We start from the raw sequence: 23,911 nt of genomic DNA on the forward strand, positions 1-23,911 counted from the left end.
TCGCACGGGGGTGTTGGCGTTCCGGGCCGCGCGAACGCCTCAAAGAAGTGCTTTGAGGTACTCAAAGTTCAAGTGTTAACGTGTTCGACGTGACGACAGCAGTGCGCCTCCGAACCGACGCCATGGGCATCCCGCTCGTGGCGCGCCTGCATGTCGATCTCTGCCGCTGTATGTCCGCGGTCTGTTGCCGCGCAGTCTGACCCGGCATCATGCAGCGGCGCCGCCGAAAGGCGCGTGCGCCGCACCCCTCGTCCCGTATTCCCCGATACGTACCACTGGAGTGTGTCCGTGTCCGCGTCCGCGAGCACCGCGAACAATTCCGCGAGCCCCGAAGCCCGGCCCACCCGCCGCATACCCCAGGTGCCCTTCTGGGCCCAGATCGTCGCCGGCCTCGTGCTCGGCGTCTTCCTCGGCTGGGTCACCCGCACCTATGACGTGCAGTGGCTCCACACCACCCTCGACAAGGTCGGCCACATCTTCGTCCAGCTGCTGAAGCTGGCCGTGGCACCGCTCGTCTTCTTCGCGATCCTGGTGTCCATCACCAACCTCCGCAAGGTCAACAACGCCGCCCGGCTGGCGACCCGCACCCTGCTCTGGTTCATGATCACGTCGCTGATCGCCGTCGCCATCGGCCTCGCGATCGGCCTGCTCACCAACCCCGGCGCCGGCACCGGCCTCACCCCGAAGGACGGCGAGAAGCCCGAGAACGCCGGTTCCTGGCTGGACTTCCTCACCGGCATCATCCCCACCGACGTCATCACGCCGTTCACCGAGCTGAACGTGCTGCAGATCGTGTTCATGGCCGCCGTCGCCGGCATCGCCGCCCTGAAGCTCGGCGATAAGGCCCAGCCGATCCTCACCCTCAGCGAGTCGGTCCTGGAGCTGCTGCAGAAGGCCCTGTGGTGGGTCATCCGCCTGGCGCCGCTCGGCACCGTCGGCCTCATCGGCTACGCCATCGCCGACTACGGCTGGGACCTGATCGGCAAGTACGCCACCTTCACCGCCGACGTCTACATCGGCTGCGCCCTGGTCCTCTTCGGCGTCTACCCGCTGCTGCTGGTGACCGTCGCCAAGGTCAACCCGATCCAGTTCTTCAAGGGCGCCTGGCCCGCCATCCAGCTGGCCTTCGTCTCCCGCTCGTCCGTCGGCACCATGCCGGTCACGGTCAAGGTCACCGAGCGCCTCGGCGTGCCGAAGGAGTACACCTCCTTCGCCGTCCCGTTCGGCGCCACCACGAAGATGGACGGCTGCGCCGCGATCTACCCCGCGCTCGCCGCGATCTTCATCGCCCAGATCTTCGACGTGCAGCTGGGCATCGGTGACTACCTGCTGATCGCCTTCGTCTCGGTGATCGGCTCGGCGGCCACCGCGGGTCTGACCGGCGCCACGGTCATGCTGACGCTGACCCTCTCCACGCTGGGCCTCCCGCTGGAGGGCGTCGGCCTGCTCATGGCGATCGACCCGATCCTGGACATGATGCGCACCGCCACCAACGTCGCCGGCCAGGCGCTCGTCCCGGTGGTCGTCGCCGCCCGCGAGAAGATCCTCGACCTCGACGCGTACAACGCGGCGTCGGCGTCCCCGATCGACGAGGACGACGAGCGCGAGGGGTCCGGCGTGCGCGAGGCCGGGCAGAAGGTCTCCGTCCCGGCCACCGCCTGACGCTCCGCCACGACGTGTCGCGCTTACTGGCGCGCCGTCGTTCTCCCTCCGCACCGCCACGCGAAGCGCCCCCACCGCCCTACGGGCCGGCGGGGGCGCTTCGCGCGTGGGTCAGAGGCCGCCGGTCTGGAGCAGCCGGTTGGGGGAGGACTTGCTCACGGTGAGGATGTCCTTGACCGACTGGTCGACGATCCAGGTGTACACCTGCGCGGGCGTCGCCGAGGGGTACCGCGCCTTGAGGAGGGTGGCCACGCCCGCGACGTGCGGGCTGGCCATGGACGTGCCGTTCAGCGCCACGCTGCCGCCGCCGAGCCTCGCCGACAGGATCGCGGCCCCGGGGGCGTAGATGTCCAGGCAGGTGCCGTAGTTGGAGAAGTCGGTCTCCTGGTCCAGATGGTTGGTGGCCCCGACGGTCAGGACCCGGGTCGCGCTCGCGGGGGAGACGGTGCACGCGCCGGCCGCGTCGTTGCCGGCGGCGACCACCGGCAGGACGCCGCTGTCGGACAGGGCGGTGGCGGCCTGGTTGACCGCGTCGCTGCGCGGGCCGCCGAGGGACCCGTTGAGGACCGCGGGCTGCCTGGCGTTCCTGGCCACCCAGTCCATGCCGGCGATCATCCCGCCCAGGGTGCCCCGCCCGTCGCACCCGAGGACGCGCACGCTGACCAGGTTGGCCTGTCGGGCGACCCCGAAGGTGGCCCCGCCGACGGTGCCCGCGACGTGGGTGCCGTGGCCGTTGCAGTCCTGGCCGTTGCGGCCGTCGCCCACCGCGTCGAAGCCGGGCCTCGCCCGGCCGCCGAACTCCGGGTGCCCGTGGTCGATCCCGGTGTCGAGGACGTAGGCGGTGGCGCCGGCGCCGGTGCTGTTGACGTTGAACTGCTGGTTGAGCGGCAGGTACGGCTGGTCGATGCGGTCCAGGCCCCAACTGGCGGCCGGGGCGCGGATCGCGCGCGGCGGGCCGGCGGTGACCACCGCGTCCTGCTCGACGGCCGCCACCTCCGGCAGGCCGCGCACGGTCGTCAGCTGGGAGGCGCTCAGTCTGGCCGTGAAGCCGCGCAACACGCTGGAGTACTCGTGGAGCGGGGTGACACCGAGCTGTTGGGTGATCCGGACCGCCGGTGTCGTGCCCGGCTTCAGGACGACGATGTACTGGTCGGGTACCGGCACGGCGGTGGTCCGCAGCGGTGCGGGGTCGGCGGCGGCGGCGGTGGTGGGGGTCGCGGCGAGGGGAAGCAGCAGGAGCAGCGCGACGCAGGCGCGGCGAGCGGACAACCTCATGCAGAACTCCGATCGGGAGTGTCCGGCGAAGGGCGACATCTGTAGCGAAGCAGCCCCCGGGCACCAGGAGACATCACCTGGCGGAGTGACGCGGGTGCTTTCGGTGGTGAACGGCGCATGTGTCACCGGGTTATGTGCGCGGCACGCGCCCTGCCGGTGGGCCGTAGGCTTACCGACTACCGAGTAGTAGGAGGACGGTTGCCGTGAAGAGCCCGGGTGCGAGGGCGAAGCGCATGCCGCGCGCCGTGCGCGAGCAGCAGATGCTGGACGCGGCCGTGCGGACCTTCGGACAGCGGGGCTACCGTGCCGCGTCGATGGACGAGATCGCCGAACTCGCGGGCGTGTCCAAGCCGTTGGTCTACCTCTACCTCAACTCCAAGGAGGAGCTCTTCACCGCCTGCATCCGCCGCGAGGCCGCAGCGCTGGTCGCGGCCGTGCGCGACGCGGTGGAGCGGGACGCCGCCGGGCCGGGGATGCCGGCCGACCGGCAACTGTGGGCGGGGCTCACCGCCTTCTTCACGCACACCGCCGAGAACCCGGAGGGCTGGGCGGTGCTGCACCAGCAGGCCCGTACGCACGGTGAGCCGTTCGCGGCGGAAGCGGCGGCCATGCGGGACGAGATCGCGGCGTTCGTGACCGGTCTGATCGGCGAGGCGGCCCGGGAGGCGCACCAGGACCCGGAGTTCGGCGACCGGGACGTGTCCGGGCTCGCCCAGGCGCTGGTGGGCGCGGCCGAGTCGCTGGCGCAGTGGGCCAACGAGACGCCCGGGGTGTCCGCCAAGGAGGCGGCCGCGACCCTGATGAACTTCGCCTGGACGGGCCTGGGCGGCCTCATGGACGGGCGGCGCTGGTCACCGTCCCGGTGAGGTGGACCCGGTCGCCGTCGCGGAGCTGGAACGCGGTGCCCCCGGCGGCGTACGTCAGGCGGGCCGGGAGCAGGACGGGCGCCCTGAAGTCGGCGCGGACGCGCACGTGGTGGGGCGTCGGGTCCTGCTCGGCCAGACAGCGGGCAAAGGTCCACATGCCGTGGGCGAGGGGCCGGGGGTAGCCGAAGAGGCGGGCGGTGAGCGGGTACAGGTGGATCGGGTTGCGGTCGCCGGACACGCCGCCGTAGCGGCGGCCCAGCCCGGGGCCGAGGTACCACTCGGCGCGGGCGGGGAGAACCGCGGGGTGCTCCGGGGCCGGGCGTTCCCGAGCGGGACGCCGCTGGTCGGGCTGGTCCGGGGCGGGGCGTCCGGCGGGGCGTTCCGGTGCCGGGCCGGGCGTGCGGTGGCGGGCCAGGTAGCCGCTGCGGGACTCCCAGACCCGCTCGCCCGCCACTCGCGCCTCGGTCGTGACGGTGACCTCGGTACCCCGCCGGTGCGGGGCTCGCCCGGTCACCCCGACGGTGAGCTCCAGGTGTTCGGAGGGGCTCAGCGGCCGGCGCCGGGTGACCTCGATCCAGGTGTGGACCAGCCCGAGCAGCGGCAGCGGGAAGTCCCGCGAGGCCATCAGCCGCATGGTGAGCGGGAACGCCAGGACGTGCGGGTACGGCAGCGGCACCGGCCCCGACCTGGGAAACCCGCACACGCGGGCGTACGCCCCGAGACGCGCCGGGTCGATCCGTACGTCCGCGGCGACGAGCCGCCGGCCGGGCGCGGCGTCGGGGCCGGAGCCGGTACAAGGGCCGCCGCGTCCGGGCCGCTTGAACGGCGAGCGGAGGGCGCCGGCGGCGAGCGTGAGCGGCAGGTTCATCCGTCACGCCCCCGGTGCCGACTCGGCCGGCACCACGAGGTGCGGCAGGTGGCCGTCCGGGCACGGCGGCCCTGGCGGCCGGCGGTGCGGGGCGGCCGGTCGCGGGGGGCCGGGGCGCCGGGCGACCGGTCGCGGAAGGCCGAGCGGACGGCCGGGTGCGGTGGCGGTGAGGTGCGGAAAGCGGTCGGCCATTGTCCGGACTCCCTGCTCGGCCCTAGATTTACTCCCGAGTAAGGTTACTCAGAGGTCAGGATCCGGTCGAGGCCCCGCCGCCGCGAGCGGCGCCCCGGCCCCGGCCCGACGAAGGAGCCGCACGTGACAGCCGCCCCGACCCAGCCGCCGCACGAAGTCTCCGTACCGCCCCTCGTCCCGCCCGTGACGAACGGCTCCCTCGCCGACATCCCCTTCGACAACGCCCGTGAGGCGCCCGCCGATCCGGTCCTCGGCCGCAAGGACGCCGAGGGCGTGTGGCGCGACGTGTCCGCCGCCGGCTTCGCCGCCGAAGTCCTCGCGGTGGCCAAGGGACTCGTCGCCGAGGGGCTGCGGCCGGGCGACCGGCTGGCCGTCATGGCCCGCACGACGTACGAGTGGACCCTGCTGGACTTCGCCGCGTGGGCCGCCGGGCTGATCACCGTCCCCGTCTACCCGACGTCCTCCGCCTTCCAGGCCCGCTGGATCCTCCAGGACTCCGGGGCGGTGGCCTGCGCCGTGGAGACCATGGACCAGGCCCGGCTGATCAGCGGCGAGCGGCAGCGGATGCCGGGGCTGCGGCACCTGTGGGTCCTCGGCACGGCGCGATCGGCACCCTGCGGCAGGCGGGCCACCCGATACCCGACGAGGTGATCACCGCCCGGCGGGCCGGCCTGTCGCCGGACACGATCGCCACCCTGATCTACACCTCCGGCACCACCGGCCGCCCCAAGGGCTGCGTCCTCACCCACGCCAACTTCTTCGCGGAGGTGGACAACGCGGTCGAACTGCTGCACCCGGTCTTCCGGTCCGTCAGCAAGGAGCCCGCCTCCACCCTCCTCTTCCTGCCCCTGTCCCACGTGTTCGGCCGGATGGTCGCCATCGGCTGCCTCCGCGCCCGGGTGCGCCTCGGGCACGCGCCGTCCATCCGGACCGAGGACCTGCTCGCCGACCTGGCGGGCTTCCGGCCGACGTTCCTGCTGGCCATCCCGTACGTCCTGGAGAAGGTCTTCAACACCGGCCGCGCCACCGCCGAGGGGATGGGCCGCGCCGCCTCCTTCGACCGGGCGGCGGCGATCGCCCGGCGGTACGGCGAGGCGGTGGAGGCCGCGCAGCACGGCACCGGACCCGGCCCGTCGCTCGGCCTGCGGGCCGCCCGCGCCCTGTACGACCCGCTGGTCTACCGCCGCGTCCGGGCGGCGCTCGGCGGCCGGGTGCGGTACGCGATCTGCGGCGGCTCCCCGCTGGGGCGGCGCCTGGCGTCGTTCTACGCGGGCGCGGGCGTCGACGTGTTCGAGGGGTACGGCCTGACGGAGACCACCGCCGCCTCCACCGTGACGCCGCCGCTCAGGCCCAAGCTCGGCACGGTGGGCCGGCCGCTGCCGGGGACGGCGGTCCGGATCGCCGGTGACGGCGAGGTCCTGCTGCGGGGCGGCCACGTCTTCGCCGGCTACTGGGACGCGGAACGCGGCGGGGCGGTGCCCGCGGTCACCGACGGCTGGTTCGCCACGGGCGACCTGGGCGCGCTGGACGAGGACGGCTACCTCACCATCACGGGCCGGAAGAAGGACATCATCATCACCTCGGGCGGCAAGAACGTCACGCCCGCCCCCCTGGAGGACTGGCTCCGCGCCCACCCTCTGGTGTCCCAGTGCATGGTGGTCGGCGACGACCGTCCCTACGTCACCGCCCTGATCACCCTGGAACCGGACGGCCTGGCGCACTGGCGCCGCATGAGGAAGAAGGACGACGTCCCGCTGCGGGACCTCGTGACGGACGAGGACCTGCGAGCCGCCCTCCAGCGGGCCGTGGACGAGGCCAACCGCCTGGTCTCGCGCGCCGAGTCCATCCGCCGCTTCCGCGTCCTCACGACCGACTTCACCGAGGAGAGCGGCCACCTGACGCCGTCGCTGAAGCTCAAACGGGCGGCGATCGTACGGGACTTCGCGGCGGACATAGAGGCGCTGTACGCCGGTGACCGGCGCTGACCCCGCCTCGGTGGGCGCCCGCCCGGCCGGCGGGCTGCCACGGGCCGAGCCCCGGTACGGCCCGCTCGCACCCTCGGGCCGTGACCCCGGTGGCCGCCGCGCGGCCGGGATGTCACTCGAACGCCCGCGCCGCCTTGCCGCCCGCCCGTGCGGGCCGTGGCATGGACAGGGACATCCGTCCGGCGCGAGAGGCTGCCATGTTCGTTCGTACCACCTATGCGACAGGCGATCCGGCCGGGCTCGACCAGGCCCTGCGCGCCCTGACCACCGAAGGCCGGGACCAACTGGTTCGTGAGCCGGGCTTCCGCGGCGCCGGCGCGTTCGTCGACCGCGAGGTCGGCAAGCTGATGATGGGCACCTGGTGGGACGGCGAGGAGGCGCTCCGCGCGAGCGCGGAGCGCATGGGCGAGGTGCGCGCCCGGATGCTGGCCGGGTTCGCGACCACCGTGACGGTCGACGTCTGGGAGGCGGCGGTGGCCACGCGGCCGGAGGCGGCCGGTGAGGGCGCCCGCTTCCGGATGGTCCGGATGGATGTCGCCCCGTCCGACGCCGACGCCCTGGTCGACGCCTACGAGAACGGCGCCCTGCCCAAGCTCCGGGCCATGGACGGCTTCCTCGGCGGGTCGCTGCTCCTCGACCGCGCCGGAGGGCGGGCCACGGTCGGCGCGCTCTACGCCGACCAGGACAGCCTGGCGGCATCCCGGGGCCCCGTCGCCGCCGTGCGCGGCGAAGCCACCAGCAGGGCACGGACGACCGTACGGTCCTTGGAGGAGTTCGAGGTCGTCCTGGTCGAGTCCCGGCCCCCGTCCTGACCCCCCGCTCCTCAAGTCCGGGCCCTGACCGGGCCCCGGGTCAGAAGGGGACCCGAGCCGCCCCGACCGCGGCCGCCGCGGCGGGGTCCCCGTCGTAGTCGACGCCGCCGAGCGGGGAACGGCCCGAGAGGTGGCGCATCAGCGTCACCGCGTCCGTCTGCACCACCACGGCCGGGGCGCCGCGCCCCAGCGTCCAGCGGCCACCGGCCGGCCCGGACAGGTCCAGGAACACCGGAGGGCCGCTCCAGTCCAGCGCCAGGTCCAGCAGCACCTGCCCGACGACCTCCTTGTCGTGCTCGCGCAGCACCGGGTCCCGGCCGGTGGCGTCGCAGATGTCCACCCGGTGCATCCAGGTGTCGCGGGTGATCAGCACCCTCGCCAGGAAGTCCATCGAGTCCTCGGCCAGCTCCTTGGACTCGGGGAACAGCGGGCTCAGCGGGATCCGCCGCCGCACCCCGCCCGGCACGCGCTCCACCGCCCGCAGAGCCCGCGGACCGAACCGGTCGAGCAGCCCGGCCACCGAGTCGGGCGGCACCGACCGCCGGGCCTCCACCTGGCACTCGTTGTGCGCGTGCAACGGCGTCAGCCGCGGGTGGCGCCGACGGCCGAGCAGCGTCCGGCCGGCCAGCAGCCACGGCCGGGCGAGCTCCTCGTACTGCCCCACCACATGGGTGGCGAGGTCCCGCACGGTCCAGCCGTCGCACGCGGTGCGGAGCGACCAGTCGCCGGGGTCCAGCTCCTCCAGCGTCGCGATCATCGCCCTGAGCTCCGCGGCGTTCACCGCCCGCGCCCGCAGGGGGTGGGTCCGGGGGATGCTGAGGGCGGAGGGCGGTGCGGTGGTGACCATGGTCGGCCTCCTGGGGGACGGCGTTCTCCCCGAGACACGACTCACGCTACGCCGGTCGGCGCGGGTTTTCCCGCCGCCGGTCATCCACCCCCGCGGGCCGGGCGGGACTACGCGGGCAGGGTCAGGACCCGGCCGCGGACCCCGGGCCCCGGACGTCGCCACGGCGCGCCCGCCACCGGCGTACGAGCTCCTCGGGATCGAACGGGGCCCAGCCGCAGTGGCGGGCCCGCCGGCGGGCGGCGGACCGCTTCGGCGATCTTCTCGTTGATCCCGGCGACGATCCGGCGCACTTCCGCCTCGCTCCCCGCCCGTCCCGCCGCCTCCAGCGCGTCCTCCGCCTCCTTGCGCAGGGCGAGCGCGGGAGGCAGCACCGGGGCGATGCCCTCGCGGTGCATCTTGCCCTTCACCCACCACAGCTCGTCGTACGGGGCGGAGTCGTCCGGCAGGGGCTTGCCGAAGCCGGAGAGGTTCCGGAAGTCACCGCGTTCCGTGGCCTCGCGGATCTGCTTGTCGACGAACGACTCGAAGTCCACACCTGGCGGCTTGCGCTCGGTCATGCCTTCGAGCGTACGACGCGGAAGCCGCCGGACGGGGGATTCCCGGCGAAGCGGTCCACCGCCGCTCCGGCCGCCGCCGGCCGGGCGGGTCCGGAACCGCGCAAAAGGCAGGAGCCCTTTCCGTGCGGCCGTGCGGCCGGACGGAAAGGGCTCCTTGGGTACTGCTCTAGCTGTTACTGAAAGTCGTGCGCGATCGCCGACCCGGGCAACTAGGCCGGGGTGACGTTCTCCGCCTGCGGGCCCTTCGGGCCCTGGGTGACGTCGAAGTTCACGACCTGGTTCTCCTCGAGGGAGCGGAAACCGGACGCGTTGATCGCGGAGTAGTGGACGAAGACATCCGGGCCGCCGCCGTCCTGGGCGATGAAGCCGAAGCCCTTTTCAGCGTTGAACCACTTGACGGTTCCGGTAGCCATAAGCCCTCCCATGGGCCAAAGGGTTGCCCTGCTCCAGAACCTGCCAAACAAGTCTGAAAACTACAAAAGCCTGCGGGTCACATGCTCCGCAGGCTCTGTACTGCAAGGGAAACCAAACTGCAACTTGCGTTGAGCCTAGCACGCAGCCCGCGCGCATGGGTAGAGGGAAAGATCACGTCACTCGGATGTTTGACGGAGGCCGTTCGGGCTGACGCCGGACCCGCCGGGACCCGCCGTGCGAGACGGGGCTAGCCTCGCGTTGTGGACAATTCAACCGACGATCCCCACCAGCTGCCGAGCCGGCCCCGCGTCGGACACATCCAGTTCCTGAACTGCCTCCCCCTTTACTGGGGACTGGCCCGCACCGGCACCCTCCTGGACCTGGAGCTCACCAAGGACACCCCGGAGAAGCTCAGCGACCGGCTCGTCCGGGGCGACCTCGACATCGCGCCGATCACCCTCGTCGAGTTCCTGCGCGCCGCCGACGACCTCGTCGCCTTCCCCGACCTGGCGGTCGGCTGCGACGGTCCCGTCATGTCGTGCGTGATCGTCTCGCAGCGGCCGCTGGAGGACCTGGACGGCGCGCGCGTCGCGCTCGGCTCCACCTCCCGCACCTCGGTACGGCTCGCGCAGCTGCTGCTCGCCGAGCGGTACGGGGTCGCCCCGGACTACTACACCTGCCCGCCCGACCTGGGCGTGATGATGCAGGAGGCCGAGGCGGCCGTCCTGATCGGCGACGCCGCGCTGCGCGCCTCCCTGCACGACGCCCCGCGACTGGGCCTCCAGGTCCACGACCTGGGGCAGATGTGGAAGGAGTGGACGGGCCTGCCGTTCGTCTTCGCGGTGTGGGCCGTCCGCAAGGAGTACCTGGCGCGCGAGCCGCGTGTCGTGCGCCTGGTCCACGAGGCGTTCCTCGCCTCCCGCGACGTGTCGCTGGAGGAGGTCGCGAAGGTCGCCGAGCAGGCCGCCCGCTGGGAGGCGTTCGACGCGGTGCTGCTGGAGAAGTACTTCACGACGCTGGACTTCCGCTTCGGCCCCGACCAGCTCGCCGGCGTCCGCGAGTTCGCCCGCCGGACCGGTCCGACGACCGGGTTCCCGGCGGACGTGACGGTCGAGCTGCTGTCCCCGGGGCCGGGGGCCCAGGTCATGTCCGGAGAGTCCCGCCCGGCCCGCGACCCCCGCCCTTCGGGCGGACGCCGGTGCTTCCCGGACACTCCCTAGGAGGCGGGCGCGGGGCCCTGCATGTGCGCGCCGATCCACTGGATCGAGCCGTCCCCCATGCCCTTCACATAGGTCCTGGCTTGTGCCCGCCGTCCGGGATCACCTGGAGGCGGCTCTTGACCGGCCCCTCGGTGTACTTCCTGACGAAGGACCGGCACGTTCGCCGCGCCGGATTCCCTGCTGCCGATCCGGAACGCCAGGTACACCGCGCGGTTCCCGGCGTCCGGCTTCGCACCCAGGAACGCGGCGAGCCGCTCCGGGTCGTTCGCCCGCCTCTCCTTCTCGTGTCCGGCCCACAGCGGCGAATCCGGAACGGTGTCCGGGCCGGACGCGATGACCCCCTTGAACCTGCCGGCGTTTCCAGCACGGACTTCAGGCCGACGAACCCGCCGGACGAGGAGCCCACGAACGCCCAGCCGTCCCGTGAGGTGAACGTACGGAAATTCGCGCTGACGAAATCGGGAACGTCGTCCGTCATCCAGGTGCCCATTCTCGGCCGCTCCGGGATATCGCTTCCGTCGTAGTAGTGCTCCTTGTCCGGGTTGATAACCGGCATGACCACGACGAAGGGCAGGCTCTTGCCCTGTTTCGACCATTCGCTGATGCCGCTCCGCAGCTTGGGATCGGTGCCCATCCAGTAATTGTTCGGCGCCCCGGGGAGCGGCGGGAGCGGGGGCGGGGGCCGGGGCGCTCGGGCCGTCGAAGGTCATCGGCTCCCCCTCGCCGGAGCGGCCCGTGACCGCGCTGAGGGAGCCGAGGGCGACGGCGGCTATGAGCGCCTGGGCGGCACGTTGCATGGAGCACTCCGGGTCTTCCGGGCATTCACGGCGGGTACGGCGTGCTGGATGACGGGACGCGCCGACCGGTTCCGCCCCCGCCCCTCTACGCTGCTGTACGCGACGACGTACGGGGGGAAGGCGCATGCAGCCGCTGGAAGTTGGCGAACCGGCAGCCATCGGTCCGTACCGGCTCCTCGGCAGACTCGGGGCGGGCGGCATGGGCCGGGTCTACCTGGCCCGCAGCGAGGGCGGCCGGACCGTCGCGGTGAAGGTGGTGCACCCGCACTTCGCGCTGGACGAGGAGTTCCGGGCGCGGTTCCGCCGGGAGGTCGAGTCGGCGCGGCGGGTCGGGGGGCACTGGACGGCCCCGGTGCTCGACGCCGATCCCGACGCGCCGGTCCCCTGGGTGGCGACGGGGTACGTCACGGGGCCGCCGCTCGGCCGGGCCGTCGCCGACCACGGGCCGCTGCCGCACCACACGGTGCGGGTGCTGGGCGCCGGGCTGGCCGAGGCGCTGACGGCCGTGCACGCCCTCGGGCTCGTCCACCGGGACGTCAAGCCCTCGAACGTGCTGCTGGCCCTGGACGGGCCCCGGCTCATCGACTTCGGGATCGCCCGCGCGACGGACGGCACCGCGTCGCTGACGTCCACCGGCGTCTCGGTCGGCTCACCCGGCTACATGGCGCCCGAGCAGATCCTCGGCAAGGGCGTGACCGGTGCCGCCGACGTCTTCTCGCTGGGCGCGGTCCTGGCGTACGCGGCGACCGGCGCGGCGCCCTTCCCCGGCGACTCGTCGGCGGCCCTCCTCTACAAGGTGGTCCACGAGGAGCCGGAGCTGGGCGGCACCCTCACCGGCGAGCTGCGGGACCTGGTCGCCGCGTGCCTGGCCAAGGACCCCGCGGCCCGGCCCGCCCCCGGTGAGGTGGCCGGGCGGCTGGCGCCGGGCGGGGCGTCCGCGCTCGTGGCGGGCGGGTGGTTGCCGGGGCCCCTGGTGCAGCGGGTCAGCCGGGAGGCGGTACGGCTGCTGGACCTGGAACCGGCGGCGGCGGACCCGTCCCGGTCGGGCCCCGTGCCGTTCAGCAGCCCGGCGGTCGGACCGCCCCCGCCCCCGGGGCACCTCCCGGCGGTCGGAGCGCCCCCGCCCCCCGGGCACCCCCCGGCGCCCGAACACTCCGGGGCACTCGGGGTCTTCGGGCCGCCCGTCGATCCCGCCCCGACCGCCGACGCGGTGCCCCGGCCCCGTACGCCCGTGTCCCTCTCGGTGTCCACGGCCTCGGAGCCCACGCCCTCGGGCACGGGCCGCCGCCTCAGCTGCACGGTCGCCCTCGCGGTGGCGGGCGCGCTGGCCGCCGTCACGGTCGGCGGCGCCTCCCTCCTCGGCCTCTTCGACCGCGGCGCGCACAACGACACGGCCGGCCCGAAACCACCGCCGGGCAAGACCAGCGGCGCCCCGAGCGCCGGGGAGACGGCCCCCGCCGCCGTACCCCCGGACTTCGTCGGCACCTGGGAGGGCGAGCTGACCCAGGACAGCGGCTGGACGGGCGGCCGGATCACCGTGGTGATCACCCGGGGTCGCCGGGGCGAGGACGTGGTGCGAACCTCCACGGTCCTCAGCTCCTTCCGGTGCAACGGCGTCGGCCGGCTGGTCTCCGCGACGGCCGGCGAACTGCGCGTCACCGAGCGCACCGACCCCGGCCGCCCGTCGAGCGAGCTGCTGTGCACCAAGGGCACCGCCCCGGTGACGTACACCCTCGGTGCCGACGGCACCCTGCGCTACACCTCCCAGGAGGCCGCGGCGGGCAACCCGCGCGCGACGCTGCGGAAGACCGGCTGAGCCACCGGGGCGGGGGAGCCGGGGGCGGGTGGGGTGCGCCCGAAGGCGGCCGAAACGCTGGCGTAGGCTGGTTCGGTCCGTCCGCAACCCCGCCGAAAGGGACACCCGGTGACCGAGAAGGCCGACCTCACTTCTGTTGATGTCACAGCCGTGCTCGACCGTGCCGCCGAGGGCGGGCGGATCAGCCCCGAGGAGGCCCTGGTCCTGTACCGGTCGGCTCCCCTGCACGCCCTGGGCGCGGCGGCGGACGCGGTGCGGCGGCGGCGCTACGCCGGTACGGAGCACATCGCGACGTACATCATCGAGCGGAACATCAACTACACGAACGTGTGCGTCACGGCGTGCAAGTTCTGCGCCTTCTACGCGCCGCCGAAGGACACCGCCAAGGGCTGGACCCGGGACCTGGACGACATCCTGCGCCGCTGCGCGGAGACGGTCGAGCTGGGCGGTACGCAGATCATGTTCCAGGGCGGGCACCACCCGGACTACGGCGTCGAGTACTACGAGAAGCACTTCGCCGCCATCAAGAAGGAGTTCCCGCAGCTGGTCATCCACTCCCTCGGCGCGTCCGAGGTCGAGCACATGGCCCGCATCTCGGGCGTCTCCGTCGAGGAGGCGATCTCCCGCATCCACGCCGCCGGTCTGGACTCCTTCGCGGGCGCCGGCGCCGAGCTGCTCCCGGAGCGTCCGCGCAAGGCGATCGCGCCGCTGAAGGAGTCCGGCGAGCGGTGGCTGGAGATCATGGAGACCGCGCACCGGATGGGCGTGGAGTCCACGTCCACGATGCTGATGGGCACCGGCGAGACGAACGCCGAGCGCATCGAGCACCTGCGGATGATCCGGGACGTCCAGGACCGCACGGGCGGCTTCCGCGCGTTCATCCCGTACACGTACCAGCCGGAGAACAACCACCTGAAGGGCCGCACCCAGGCCACCATCTTCGAGTACCTGCGCATGATCGCCATCGCGCGGCTGTTCTTCGACAACATCGCCCACATCCAGGGCTCCTGGCTCACCACCGGCAAGGAGATCGGACAGCTCACCCTGCACTACGGCGCGGACGACCTCGGGTCGATCATGCTGGAGGAGAACGTGGTGTCGTCGGCGGGCGCGAAGCACCGCTCCAACCTGCGCGAGATGATCGACATGATCCGCACCGCCGACCGCGTACCGGCGCAGCGCACCACGACGTACGAGCACATCGTCGTCCACGACGACCCGGCGAACGACCCGGTCGACGAGCGCGTGGCGTCCCACATCTCCTCCACCGCCATCGTGGGCGGCACCGCCCACCCCGAGCTCACGCTGCTCCCCACCACCTGAGCCGGCCGTGCTGACGATCCACGTCGCCGACGCCTCGCCCGACAGGGCGGTCCTGGTCGAGGGCGCGTACGTGGCCGCGCTCGGCCCGTACGAGGACCTGGCCGCCGCCCGCCCCGCCGCACGGGTACGGCGGTGGCCCGGCATCCTGACCCCCGGGCTGCTCAACCCCTACGGCCCCGAGCTCCTGGAGCAGGCGTACCACCCCGACCCGCGCGAGGCCGGCCGGCTCGGCACCGAGCCGATCACCGGCGAACGGGCGCGGGCCCTCTTCCGGGCCGACCCGTCCCGGCAGGGCGCGAGCGCCCGGCGCGGGGTGCAGCGCATGCTGGCGCACGGCACGGTCGCCGTGGCCGGCGAGCTGCGCTCCCGCGCCGCTCTGGACGCGGTACGCCGGGCCGGACTGGCCGTCGGCCGGCGCCCGCCCCGGCTGCCGGAGCCGGCGTCGTTCTCGCCGTCGCCGCTGGTGCTGCTGCCGGGGCTCACCGTCGGCGGACCGGCGCGGTTCGCGGTGTTCGACGTGCCCGACCCGGCCACGCTCGTGCGCCTGGGCGCCTCGACGTGCGTGGCCACCGTCGTGGCCGGCCGCCTCGTCCACAGGCGCGCGTAGCCGGACCGGGGCCGCCTGCCACAATGGGCGGGTGACGCGAGCAACCCTGGACAAGCAGCCGCACGAAGTCGCCTCGATGTTCGACGACGTCGCCGCGAACTACGACCTCACCAATGACGTGCTCTCGCTCGGCCAGGACCGGCGGTGGCGCAAGGAGGTCGCCAAGGCGGTCGACGCGCGGCCCGGCCAGAAGGTCCTCGACCTGGCGGCAGGCACCGGCACGTCCTCGCTGCCGTTCGCGACGGCCGGCGCGTACGTCGTGCCGTGCGACTTCTCCCTCGGCATGCTGCGCGAGGGCAAGAAGCGCCACGCGTGGCTGCCGCTGACGGCGGGCGACGCCACCCGGCTGCCCTTCCGGGACGGGGTCTTCGACGCGGTCACCATCTCCTTCGGGCTGCGCAACGTCCAGGACACCGACGCCGCGCTGGGTGAGCTGTACCGGGTGACGAGGCCCGGTGGGCGCGTGGTGATCTGCGAGTTCTCGCACCCCACCTGGGCGCCGTTCCGGACCGTGTACGAGGAGTACCTGATGCGCGCCCTGCCGCCGGTCGCGCGCGCCGTCTCCTCCAACCCGGACGCGTACGTGTACCTCGCCGAGTCCATCCAGAGCTGGCCCGACCAGCCCGCCCTCGCCCGGCGCCTCCAGCAGGCCGGCTGGTCGAAGGTGGCGTGGCGGAACCTGACCGGTGGCATCGTGGCGCTGCACCGGGGCATCAAAGCGGCATAACGCGACCCGGGTTGACGGGAAACGGCCGACCGGCAGGATGTGACCGTTCATCACTTCCCGTCACCCGGAGCATCCATGGCGTCGAACTGCCCGCACTGCGGAACCCCCTCACCCGACGAGGCGCGCTTCTGCATGACCTGCGGGCGGGCGAGGCTCGCGGCGCCGCCGCCTCCGCCCTCGCCCCCGCCCGCGGTGACACCGCCTCCCGCGACACCGCCCGCCGTGGCGTCGCTTCCGGTGGCGCCGCTTCCCGCGGGGCCCGCTCCGGTGGCGCCGCCTTCCGCGGGGCCCGCTCCGGTGGGGCCGCCTCCGCCGCCGTACGCGCCGGGGCCGGCGCAGCCGTCGGCGGCCGGGGTGTTCCTCACGCGGGCCTTACGGGGCGACTGGGTGCCGGCGGCCAAGGCGGCCGCCTGGCCGGCCGGGCTGCTCCTGGTCCTCGCCGTGGTCCTGGCCGTCCCGTCGTACGGCCAGGAGGACGAGGTCGTCGTCGGCTGGTCCGACCGGTTGCGGATCGCGCTGGCCCTGCTGTTGCAGGGCCTCGGGGGGAACTTCGAACTCTCGGCGGCGGCCGGGCCGTCCTTCGGCGGTGGTGGCGGTGGCGGCGGGTACGGATCCGGCGGCGGGTTCGGCTCGGAGGGCGGCTCCTTCGGGCCGGGCGACGCGTGGGCGCAGGGCGGGGGTGAGCTGTCCCTCGTACCGCTGACGGTGACCGCCCTGTTCCTCGGGGCGCTGTACCTGGGCGCCCGGACGCTGCGCGCGCGAGGTGCCGGCGCGGACGCGGCGGTACGGGTCGCGGCCCTGGTCGCCGGAGCGGTGCTGGTCCTCGGCCTGTTCGCCCAGCCGAGGGTCGCCGGCGTCGAGGTGTCGTCGTCCCCGCTGCTCGCCGCACTCGGTGCCCTGGTGGCGGCCCTGCTGGTCACGGCCGCCGTTCTCGGGCGCGACGACCTGGCGCGCCGGCCGGTGGCGCACGGGCTGGTGCGGGCCCTGGGCACGGCGGTGCGGACGCTGACCGTGCTGGTCGCGGTGTGCGCGCTGATCGGCTTCCTCCGGTACGCCTCCCAGGAGGAGGTGGACGGTGCGTCCCTGCTGATGGTCCTGCCCGTCCTGCCGAACATCGGCGTGGCGGTGCTCGGGCTGGCCTGGGGCGTGCCGCTGGAGTACGAGGTCCAGGGCGGGCTCGGGTTCCTCGGGTCGGGCGGGGAGCGCGGGAGCCTCGGCCTGCCCGAGATCGGTGACGAGCTCGGCGGCTGGACCGTGACGGGGCTGGTCGCGCTGGGCGTGGCCGCGGCGCTCGCGGTCGGGGTGTGCGCGGCCCGGCGGGCGGCCGACCGGAGTGGCCGGCTGACCACGGCCGGGTTCTTCCTCGGGCTGTACCTGCTGCTGACCGGGGCGAGCGGCGTGTCGGGCCGGGTGACCGGCGCGCTGGAGGGATTCGGCGGCGACGGGCGGGCCGAGCTGGCCCCGAGCTTCGCGGACGCCCTGCTGTTCGGGCTGCTGTGGACGGGGGCGGCGGCCTTCGCGGCGCCGTACCTGCTGCGCGCCCTGCCCCGCCGGACGCCGAAGCGGACACCGACGCCGCACGGGACGCCGGAGCCGGGCACCGCGTACCCGGCCCCCACCGCGTACCCGGCCCCCCCCGTGGCCGCCCGCGGCCCCGGCCTCCGCCCCGGCCCCGGAGACCGCGCCCGACGGCCACCCGTCCGCCCCCCGGTCGGGGAAGCGGAGCGTCCTGCTCTGGGCGGTCGTCCTCGTCGCGGCGGCCGCGGTCGGGGGCGGCGGCACCGCCGGCGTGCTCCTGCTGAAGGACCGCGACGAGCCCGCGCCCCCGGCGGACGGCGGACCGGCCGTCACCGTGTCCGGGACACCGGCCACCGGCGCCGGCCGGCAGCCCTCCCCGGGGCAGAGCCCCTCATCGGACGGCACCCCCGCCCGGGGCGGCAGCCCCTCACCGGGCAATGGCCCGGGCGACACCGCCCAGGAAGGGCCGGACGTGCCCGAGGGGTACCGGATGGTGGCCGACCCCGCCGGGTTCTCCCTCGCCGTGCCGTCCGTCTGGGACAGCGTCAAGGAGGAGTCGGCGGGACAGGTCACCTACGCCGGTTCCACCGGCATGTCCCACCTCCTCGTCGGCGTCGTCCACGCGGCCCCGTACACCTCCCTGGACAACCTCACCGCCCTGGAGGCCAACTCCCGCAAGAGGAACGCCGGTTACCAGCGCATCCGCCTGGAGGCCAACACCTTCCAGGGCCGGCCCGGGGCCGTCTGGGAGTACACCTACACGGACAAGGGCGGCAGGAGGATCCACGCCGTCGACCAGTCGTACATCGCGGAGGACGGCACCGAGTACGCCATCTACTTCACCGTGCAGGACGACAGCTGGGCCGTCGCCCGCGAGACGTTCGACGTCGCCCTGTCGACGTGGACGCTCGACGACGTAGGCCAGCTGCGTTGATCACGGGCGGGCGACATCCGCGACGGCGGCAGGCGCGGGCTTCTTCAGCGGCTGCCACGTGATCCCGGGGGAGCGCCCTGGCGTGAGAGCTCCTCGACCAGGTGGGCCAGGAACTCCCTTGCCCCCAGGTCGTCGCCGGCCAGCGCCGCCGCCTGTCCGGCCCACAGGTTCACGTACTCCGGCCTCCCCTGGGCGGCGGCGACCCGGCGGATGGGTTGCATCAGGGCGTTCTGAACGGGGTAAGGGGGCACGGCGTCCTCGTACGCCGCCATGTCGCGGACGAACCGGTTGGGTATGCCGCGGGCGGTGCGGCCGGAGAAGAGCCGGGTGAGGACGGTCGTCCGGGCCGCTGGGGTCCCGAGCCGGTGCTTGTGGGCGTCGCTCGCGCCGGATTCCCGGGTGGCGAGGAACGCGGTGCCGAGCTGCACGGCGTCGGCGCCGAGGGCGAGGGCGGCCCGGATGCCGCGGCCGTCGGCGATGCCGCCCGCGGCGATGACCGGCGCGGTCACGGCGTCGGCGATCTGCGGCACCAGCGAGAAGGTGCCCACCAGGGACTCCCGTACGGGCGCGTGGAACGCCCCGCGGTGCCCGCCCGCGTCGCTGCCCGAGGCCACGATCGCGTCGAGGCCCGCGTCGTCGAGGGCGACGGCCTCGTCCACTGTCGTCGCCGTGCCGATCAGGGCGATGCCCCGGCGGCGCGCCTCGTCGACGACACGGCGGGGCGGGACGCCCATGACGAAGCTGATGACGGGTGGCGCGGCGGCGAGGAGCGCGTCGATCTGGTCGTCGAAGTCGGGCAGGGCTTCGACGTCCTCGTAAGCGGGGGCTGCGGCGCCGAGTTCGTCGTAGTAGGGACGGAGCCGCTCGGTGTGGGCGGTGAGTTCGGCGTGGTCCGGCAGTGCGGACCGCTCGCCCTCCAGCGGCACCCAGAGGTTCACGGCGAACGGCCGGCTCGTGGCGGCCTTCAGTTCGGTGACGAGCCCGGTGATCGCCTGGGGGGTGAGGATGTGCGCGCCGTAGGAGCCGAGGCCGCCGCCCTCACTGACCGCGGCGGCGAGGGCGACGGAGGAGAGTCCGCCGCCGAAGGGGCCTTGGACGATGGGGTGGTCGATGCCCAGCAGATCGCCGAGCCTGCCCGGGCCGCTCATGCGGTCACCGCCAGGGCGGCGGCCTCGCGGCCGTGGACGAACTGCAGCGCGGTGCGGGCGACGCGGGCGCCGAGGTGGTGGGCGGTGCGCAGGTCCGAGTCGGTGGGGGCCTGGTCGGGGCCGAGGTCGGAGGAGGACTGGGCCATGGCGCCGACGAAGCCGCCGAGGCGGTTGAGGTCGTCCGGGCTTCCGGTGGAGGTGTAGGCCCAGCCGGGGAGCAGGCCGAGCGAGACCCACGTCATGCCGTGCTGCGCGGCGAGGACGGCCAGGGAGAGCAGGGCGTTGTCCTTGTTGCCGTTGATGCCGGCGGAGTTGGTGAAACCGGCCGCGAGCTTGCCCTGCCATCCCTGCTCGGCCCATACCTTGCCGCTGGCCTCGGCGAACCGCTGAAAGACGGCGGAGGTGGACCCCATGTAGGTGGGCGAGCCGAAAACGATGGCGTCGGCGTCCTCAAGAGCCGCCCAGAGGCTGTCGTCCAGGGTGGCGACGTCCCGTGGATCGGCGCACACGCCGGGGACCGAATCGACGCCGGCCGCGACGGCGGCGGCTTGGCGCCCCGTGTGGCCGTAGCCGCTGTGATGGGCGATGACGACGGAAAGTGGCGCGGACATGGGTGCCTCTTCGCTCTCGGTGACGGGGTGCGCGGATCAACAGGAGCGACTCTAGACGACCGGTCAACTATTTACTAGCCCGAAGGCCCGTTAGTTGACCGGACGTATACTCGCCCCCATGGGACGCACCAGCACGGCACGCGACCGCCTCATCGACGCCGCCGGTGAACTGATGCAGAGCCGCGGCTACAGCAGCCTCGGCGTTGCCGAGATCTGCGCCGAGGCAGAGGTGAAGAAGGGCAGTTTCTACCACTTCTTCGCATCCAAGCAGGCGCTGACGGTCGAGGCCGTCGACGCCTACTGGAACGCCGAGCGCAACTGCTGGACAAGCGAGCTGGCCGCCACCGGCCCCGCCCTCGACCGCCTGCGACGACTCCTGGACAGCATGGCGCAGGTCCAGCGCCGGATGAAGGAGACCTCGGGGACGGTCGAGGGCTGCCTCCTCGGCAACCTGGCACTGGAGCTGTCCACCCAGGAGCCCGCCGTGCGGGCCCGCCTGGAAGAGATCTTCGACGAACAGATCGCCCTCGTCGCCGCCACCCTCGGCGACGCCGCCGACGAAGGAACCGTCCCCCGCGAGCGGGCCACGGCGGCCACCGCGCGAGCCGTGGTCGCCCACCTCGAAGGACTGGTCATGTTCGCCAAGCTCAAGAACGACCCCACTGTCCTCGACGACCTGTGGCTGCACACCGTGCTGCTGCTCGGAGCCGCGGGCCAGAGCCGTCTCCGGCCCGTACGCGGGGGCTGATCACCCGGCGCTCACCCGCACCGGTGCCGTACCGGGGGCGGATCAGGTGGCGAGGTCCAGGCGGAAGCAGTACCCCTCCTGGCCGCCGCTGCCGGGGATGGCGTACGTCTCCGCCCGGGTCATCCCCAGCCGCCGCGTCACCGCGACCGACCGCTCGTTGCGGGTGTTGACCATGGCGACCACCCGCTCCACCCCCGCCGCCCGCAGCCGCTCCACAGTGGCGCGGGCGGCGGCCGTCGCGTACCCCTTGCCCCACGCGGAGCGCGCCAGCCGCCAGCCGATCTCGATCTCGCCGGCCGGCCCCCACGCGTGCGGCCACGGCTGGGCGCCCGTGAAGCCGATGACCTCGCCGTCCTCGTCCAGCAGCGTCCACAGGCAGAAGCCCAGCTCGGCGTCGTGCCGGCGCTGACGGGCGGTGACCTCGTGGTAGACGGACAGCTCGGCCGGGCCGCCCTGGAAGAACTCCATGACCTCCGGGTCGTCGAAGACCCGGTGCCAGGCGTACGCGTCCTCGTGCGTCGGTACGCGCAGCCGGAGGACGGGCTCGACGGCGCCGGGGAGCAGCTCGGTCATCGGGGTGGCCCTTCGGGTCGGTGATCGGTACGTCCCCATAGACTGCACACGTCCTGTGCCGTCCGGTACGCAGTTTCGAGTATTCGGGAGACCCCGCCGTGACCGAGCAGCAGCCCCTCTCCGAACACACCGCGGATGTGATCGTCGTCGGGGCCGGTCCGGCCGGATCGACGACCGCGTACTACCTCGCCAAGGCCGGCCTGGACGTCCTGCTCCTGGAGAAGACCGCCTTCCCGCGCGAGAAGGTCTGCGGCGACGGCCTGACGCCCCGCGCCACCAAGCAGCTGGTGGCCATGGGCATCGACATCTCCGAGGAGGCCGGCTGGCTCCGCAACAAGGGCCTGCGCATCATCGGCGGCGGTGTCCGCCTCCAGCTCGACTGGCCGGACCTGGCCAGCTACCCGGACTACGGACTGGTCCGCAAGCGCGACGACTTCGACGAGCAGCTCGCCCGCCAGGCCCAGAAGGCCGGGGCGCGGCTCTACGAGCGGTGCAACGTCGGCGCCCCGGTCGTCGACGACCGCACCGGCCGGATCACCGGCGTGCACGCGAAGCTGGGCGAGGAGAAGACGCCCGTCACCTTCCACGCCCCGCTCGTCGTCGCCGCCGACGGCAACTCCACGCGCCTGTCCCTGGCCATGGGCCTGCACCGGCGCGAGGACCGGCCGATGGGCGTGGCCGTCCGGACGTACTTCACCAGTCCGCGCCACGAGGACGACTACCTGGAGTCCTGGCTGGAGCTGTGGGACCGCCGCGGCCCCGGCGAGGACCGGCTGCTGCCCGGCTACGGCTGGATCTTCGGCATGGGCGACGGCACGTCCAACGTCGGCCTCGGCGTGCTCAACACGTCCGACTCCTTCAAGGAGCTGGACTGGCGCGAGGTGCTGAAGGCCTGGTGCGCCTCCATGCCGGAGGACTGGGGGTACGTCCCCGAGAACATGACCGGCCCGATCCGCGGAGCCGCCCTGCCCATGGCCTTCAACCGCCAGCCGCACTACACGCGCGGCCTGCTGCTGGTCGGCGACGCGGGCGGTCTGGTCAACCCCTTCAACGGCGAGGGCATCGCCTACGCCATGGAGTCCGGGCAGCTCGCCGCCGACGTCATCGTCCAGGCGCACGCCCGCGCGACCCCGGCGCAGCGCGAGCTGGCCCTGCACAACTACCCGAAGATCCTCAAGGACACCTACGGCGGCTACTACACGCTGGGCCGCGCGTTCGTGAAGCTGATCGGCAACCCGAAGGTCATGAAGATCGCCGCGCAGCGCGGTCTGACCCACCCGCTGCTGATGAAGTTCACGCTGAAGATGCTGGCGAACCTCACCGACCCGACCGGTGGCGACGCGATGGACCGCATCATCAACGGTCTGTCGAAGGTCGCCCCGAAGGCCTGACGGCCGCCCGGAACGCCCTGCGGTAGTCGGTGGGGGGCACCCCCACCGACCGCGCGAAGTGGCGCCGCAGGTTCGCCGCGGTCCCCAGGCCGCTGCTCTCGCCGATCCGCTCGACGGACAGGTCGGTCGACTCCAGCAGCAGCTGGGCGTGGGCGATGCGCTGCTGGAGCAGCCACTTCAGGGGCGTCGTCCCGGTCGTCTCCAGCAGGCGCCGGTGGAAGCTGCGCGGGCTCATCCGGGCGCGGCGCGCCAGGTCGTCGACGGTGAGCGGGTCGGAGAGGTGCTCGACGGCCCACTGGAGTACGGGACCGAGCCCGTCGCCGCCCGCGGGCGGCACCGGCGTGTCGATGAACTGGGCCTGGCCGCCCGCCCGGTGGGCGTGGACGACCAGGCGGCGGGCGAGCTGGTTGGCCACCCGGGCGCCCAGGTCGCGGCGCACCAGGTGCAGGCACAGGTCGAGCGCCGCCGTGGCGCCCGCGCTGGTCAGGACGGTGCCCTCGTCGGTGTAGAGGACGGAGTCGTCGACGGTCACCGACGGGTGACGGGCGGCCAGTTGGGCGGTGTGCTGCCAGTGGGCGGTGGCGCGGCGGCCGTCGAGGAGCCCGGCCGCGGCGAGCGCGAAGGCGCCGGTGCACAGCGACACCATGCGCGCTCCGGAGGCGGCGGCCGCGCGCAGCGCCTCGACCAGGTCGGCGGGGACCTCCTCGCCGTCGTCCACGACCCGTTCCGGCACGGACGGCACGATGACGGTGTCCGCGCCGGCGAGGGCGTCGAGGCCGTGCTCGGTGCGCAGCGCGTAGGGGCCGGGCGTGGGGCCGCCGGAGCCGCAGAGGAGCAGGTCGTACCAGGGGGCGGCGAGGTCGGCGTGCGGGATGCCGAACACCGCGAGGGCGATCGACAGTTCGTACATCTCCCACGGCGAGACGCCCAGCTCCGGGTCGGGTACGACGGCGATGGCGACGGTCCCGGGGCTCATGGGCCCCGAGCGTACGGCGTTGCCGCCGGGCGCGCGGCAGGAAT

Annotated in this window: 22 protein-coding genes and 2 pseudogenes; 12 read left to right on the top strand and 12 right to left on the bottom strand. The window is 73.6% G+C overall.

Features of this window, described 5'->3' with window-relative positions; all coding sequences use genetic code 11:
* Positions 1-288 precede the first annotated feature (288 nt).
* Positions 289-1,662 carry a dicarboxylate/amino acid:cation symporter gene (locus tag AC07DW_RS00110; protein WP_478855356.1) on the top strand — a complete coding sequence of 458 codons (1,374 nt, stop codon included), beginning with the start codon at positions 289-291 and terminating at the stop codon, positions 1,660-1,662.
* 111 nt (positions 1,663-1,773) lie between these two features.
* Here AC07DW_RS00110 and AC07DW_RS00115 read toward each other — a convergent pair whose 3' ends face one another.
* On the bottom strand, positions 1,774-2,937 hold the full coding sequence (locus AC07DW_RS00115; RefSeq protein ID WP_478855357.1) for a S8 family peptidase: 1,164 nt from the start codon (positions 2,935-2,937) through the stop codon (positions 1,774-1,776).
* 233 nt (positions 2,938-3,170) lie between these two features.
* Here AC07DW_RS00115 and AC07DW_RS00120 point away from each other — a divergent pair, with 233 nt between their 5' ends.
* Positions 3,171-3,803, top strand: a complete 633-nt coding sequence (locus tag AC07DW_RS00120; protein WP_478855698.1) for a TetR/AcrR family transcriptional regulator — start codon at positions 3,171-3,173, stop codon at positions 3,801-3,803.
* Here the strand turns inward: AC07DW_RS00120 and AC07DW_RS00125 are convergent.
* Positions 3,769-4,671: a MaoC family dehydratase gene (locus AC07DW_RS00125; protein ID WP_478855358.1), complete on the bottom strand. Its 903-nt coding sequence runs from the start codon at positions 4,669-4,671 to the stop codon at positions 3,769-3,771. The genes AC07DW_RS00120 and AC07DW_RS00125 overlap by 35 nt on opposite strands.
* Before the next feature lie 315 nt (positions 4,672-4,986).
* Between AC07DW_RS00125 and AC07DW_RS00130 the strand changes: the two are divergent.
* Positions 4,987-6,848, top strand: a pseudogene (locus AC07DW_RS00130) (AMP-dependent synthetase/ligase).
* 197 nt (positions 6,849-7,045) lie between these two features.
* The gene (locus AC07DW_RS00135; RefSeq protein ID WP_478855359.1) at positions 7,046-7,660 is read left to right on the top strand and encodes a hypothetical protein; all 615 of its coding nucleotides are present in this window, start codon (positions 7,046-7,048) and stop codon (positions 7,658-7,660) included.
* Between the two features lie 40 nt (positions 7,661-7,700).
* Here AC07DW_RS00135 and AC07DW_RS00140 read toward each other — a convergent pair whose 3' ends face one another.
* The 3 genes and pseudogenes from AC07DW_RS00140 to AC07DW_RS00150 form a co-directional block, all read right to left on the bottom strand.
* The gene (locus tag AC07DW_RS00140) at positions 7,701-8,507 is read right to left on the bottom strand and encodes a maleylpyruvate isomerase family mycothiol-dependent enzyme (RefSeq protein WP_478855360.1); all 807 of its coding nucleotides are present in this window, start codon (positions 8,505-8,507) and stop codon (positions 7,701-7,703) included.
* 121 nt (positions 8,508-8,628) lie between these two features.
* Positions 8,629-9,064 (bottom strand): annotated as a pseudogene (locus AC07DW_RS00145) (DnaJ family domain-containing protein).
* 209 nt (positions 9,065-9,273) lie between these two features.
* Complete coding sequence (locus AC07DW_RS00150; RefSeq protein WP_003967102.1) at positions 9,274-9,477, bottom strand: cold-shock protein; 204 nt, start codon at positions 9,475-9,477, stop codon at positions 9,274-9,276.
* A gap of 261 nt (positions 9,478-9,738) precedes the next feature.
* Between AC07DW_RS00150 and AC07DW_RS00155 the strand changes: the two genes are divergently transcribed.
* Complete coding sequence (locus tag AC07DW_RS00155) at positions 9,739-10,698, top strand: menaquinone biosynthetic enzyme MqnA/MqnD family protein (protein WP_478855361.1); 960 nt, start codon at positions 9,739-9,741, stop codon at positions 10,696-10,698.
* 64 nt (positions 10,699-10,762) lie between these two features.
* Here the strand turns inward: AC07DW_RS00155 and AC07DW_RS00160 are convergent, their stop codons facing one another.
* Complete coding sequence (locus AC07DW_RS00160; protein ID WP_478855362.1) at positions 10,763-11,332, bottom strand: hypothetical protein; 570 nt, start codon at positions 11,330-11,332, stop codon at positions 10,763-10,765.
* Positions 11,333-11,619: 287 nt separating this feature from the next.
* Here AC07DW_RS00160 and AC07DW_RS00165 point away from each other — a divergent pair, with 287 nt between their 5' ends.
* From AC07DW_RS00165 to AC07DW_RS00180, 4 genes are all read left to right on the top strand, one after another.
* The gene (locus AC07DW_RS00165) at positions 11,620-13,311 is read left to right on the top strand and encodes a serine/threonine-protein kinase (protein WP_478855363.1); all 1,692 of its coding nucleotides are present in this window, start codon (positions 11,620-11,622) and stop codon (positions 13,309-13,311) included.
* Positions 13,312-13,419: 108 nt separating this feature from the next.
* Positions 13,420-14,634 (top strand): cyclic dehypoxanthinyl futalosine synthase, encoded by a 1,215-nt coding sequence (gene mqnC, locus AC07DW_RS00170; protein WP_478855364.1) that lies wholly within the window; start codon positions 13,420-13,422, stop codon positions 14,632-14,634.
* A gap of 7 nt (positions 14,635-14,641) precedes the next feature.
* Positions 14,642-15,241, top strand: coding sequence for a hypothetical protein (locus AC07DW_RS00175; protein WP_478855365.1), 600 nt, complete (start codon positions 14,642-14,644; stop codon positions 15,239-15,241).
* Positions 15,242-15,272: 31 nt separating this feature from the next.
* Positions 15,273-15,968, top strand: a complete 696-nt coding sequence (locus AC07DW_RS00180) for a demethylmenaquinone methyltransferase (protein ID WP_478855366.1) — start codon at positions 15,273-15,275, stop codon at positions 15,966-15,968.
* Between the two features lie 50 nt (positions 15,969-16,018).
* On the opposite strand, the gene AC07DW_RS00185 is transcribed toward AC07DW_RS00180, so the two are convergent.
* Positions 16,019-16,333 (bottom strand): hypothetical protein, encoded by a 315-nt coding sequence (locus AC07DW_RS00185; protein ID WP_478855367.1) that lies wholly within the window; start codon positions 16,331-16,333, stop codon positions 16,019-16,021.
* A 7-nt stretch (positions 16,334-16,340) separates the two neighbouring features.
* Positions 16,341-17,750, bottom strand: a complete 1,410-nt coding sequence (locus AC07DW_RS00190; RefSeq protein WP_478855368.1) for a hypothetical protein — start codon at positions 17,748-17,750, stop codon at positions 16,341-16,343.
* A 7-nt stretch (positions 17,751-17,757) separates the two neighbouring features.
* On the opposite strand from AC07DW_RS00190, the gene AC07DW_RS00195 reads away from it, so the two are divergent.
* Positions 17,758-18,420, top strand: a complete 663-nt coding sequence (locus tag AC07DW_RS00195) for a hypothetical protein (protein WP_478855369.1) — start codon at positions 17,758-17,760, stop codon at positions 18,418-18,420.
* A gap of 44 nt (positions 18,421-18,464) precedes the next feature.
* Here the strand turns inward: AC07DW_RS00195 and AC07DW_RS00200 are convergent, their stop codons facing one another.
* Complete coding sequence (locus tag AC07DW_RS00200; RefSeq protein ID WP_478855370.1) at positions 18,465-19,568, bottom strand: NAD(P)H-dependent flavin oxidoreductase; 1,104 nt, start codon at positions 19,566-19,568, stop codon at positions 18,465-18,467.
* The gene (locus tag AC07DW_RS00205) at positions 19,565-20,179 is read right to left on the bottom strand and encodes a flavodoxin family protein (RefSeq protein WP_478855371.1); all 615 of its coding nucleotides are present in this window, start codon (positions 20,177-20,179) and stop codon (positions 19,565-19,567) included. Before AC07DW_RS00205 ends, AC07DW_RS00200 begins: the two co-directional genes overlap by 4 nt.
* 118 nt (positions 20,180-20,297) lie before the next feature.
* On the opposite strand from AC07DW_RS00205, the gene AC07DW_RS00210 reads away from it, so the two are divergent.
* Positions 20,298-20,927: a TetR/AcrR family transcriptional regulator gene (locus AC07DW_RS00210; protein WP_478855372.1), complete on the top strand. Its 630-nt coding sequence runs from the start codon at positions 20,298-20,300 to the stop codon at positions 20,925-20,927.
* Between the two features lie 42 nt (positions 20,928-20,969).
* On the opposite strand, the gene AC07DW_RS00215 is transcribed toward AC07DW_RS00210, so the two are convergent.
* Positions 20,970-21,500 carry a GNAT family N-acetyltransferase gene (locus AC07DW_RS00215; RefSeq protein WP_478855373.1) on the bottom strand — a complete coding sequence of 177 codons (531 nt, stop codon included), beginning with the start codon at positions 21,498-21,500 and terminating at the stop codon, positions 20,970-20,972.
* A 98-nt stretch (positions 21,501-21,598) separates the two neighbouring features.
* Between AC07DW_RS00215 and AC07DW_RS00220 the strand changes: the two genes are divergently transcribed.
* Positions 21,599-22,891 (top strand): geranylgeranyl reductase family protein, encoded by a 1,293-nt coding sequence (locus tag AC07DW_RS00220; RefSeq protein ID WP_478855374.1) that lies wholly within the window; start codon positions 21,599-21,601, stop codon positions 22,889-22,891.
* Here AC07DW_RS00220 and AC07DW_RS00225 read toward each other — a convergent pair.
* Entirely contained in the window at positions 22,857-23,867 is a 1,011-nt protein-coding gene (locus AC07DW_RS00225) for a helix-turn-helix domain-containing protein (protein WP_478855375.1), read from the bottom strand. The two genes, AC07DW_RS00220 and AC07DW_RS00225, sit on opposite strands and share 35 nt — an antisense overlap.
* Positions 23,868-23,911 lie beyond the last annotated feature (44 nt).

Source organism: Streptomyces sp. NPDC045701, from assembly GCF_056432045.1.

Excerpts from the sequence above, each read along its gene's own strand:
- AC07DW_RS00115 (WP_478855357.1), bottom strand. The coding sequence starts at position 2,937 with ATGAGGTTGTCCGCTCGCCGCGCCTGCGTCGCGCTGCTCCTGCTGCTT.
- AC07DW_RS00120 (WP_478855698.1), top strand. The coding sequence starts at position 3,171 with ATGCCGCGCGCCGTGCGCGAGCAGCAGATGCTGGACGCGGCCGTGCGG.
- AC07DW_RS00125 (WP_478855358.1), bottom strand. The coding sequence starts at position 4,671 with ATGAACCTGCCGCTCACGCTCGCCGCCGGCGCCCTCCGCTCGCCGTTC.
- AC07DW_RS00135 (WP_478855359.1), top strand. The coding sequence starts at position 7,046 with ATGTTCGTTCGTACCACCTATGCGACAGGCGATCCGGCCGGGCTCGAC.
- AC07DW_RS00140 (WP_478855360.1), bottom strand. The coding sequence starts at position 8,507 with ATGGTCACCACCGCACCGCCCTCCGCCCTCAGCATCCCCCGGACCCAC.
- AC07DW_RS00150 (WP_003967102.1), bottom strand. The coding sequence starts at position 9,477 with ATGGCTACCGGAACCGTCAAGTGGTTCAACGCTGAAAAGGGCTTCGGC.
- AC07DW_RS00160 (WP_478855362.1), bottom strand. The coding sequence starts at position 11,332 with ATGGGCACCGATCCCAAGCTGCGGAGCGGCATCAGCGAATGGTCGAAA.
- AC07DW_RS00165 (WP_478855363.1), top strand. The coding sequence starts at position 11,620 with ATGCAGCCGCTGGAAGTTGGCGAACCGGCAGCCATCGGTCCGTACCGG.
- AC07DW_RS00200 (WP_478855370.1), bottom strand. The coding sequence starts at position 19,568 with ATGAGCGGCCCGGGCAGGCTCGGCGATCTGCTGGGCATCGACCACCCC.
- AC07DW_RS00205 (WP_478855371.1), bottom strand. The coding sequence starts at position 20,179 with ATGTCCGCGCCACTTTCCGTCGTCATCGCCCATCACAGCGGCTACGGC.
- AC07DW_RS00210 (WP_478855372.1), top strand. The coding sequence starts at position 20,298 with ATGGGACGCACCAGCACGGCACGCGACCGCCTCATCGACGCCGCCGGT.
- AC07DW_RS00215 (WP_478855373.1), bottom strand. The coding sequence starts at position 21,500 with ATGACCGAGCTGCTCCCCGGCGCCGTCGAGCCCGTCCTCCGGCTGCGC.
- AC07DW_RS00225 (WP_478855375.1), bottom strand. The coding sequence starts at position 23,867 with ATGAGCCCCGGGACCGTCGCCATCGCCGTCGTACCCGACCCGGAGCTG.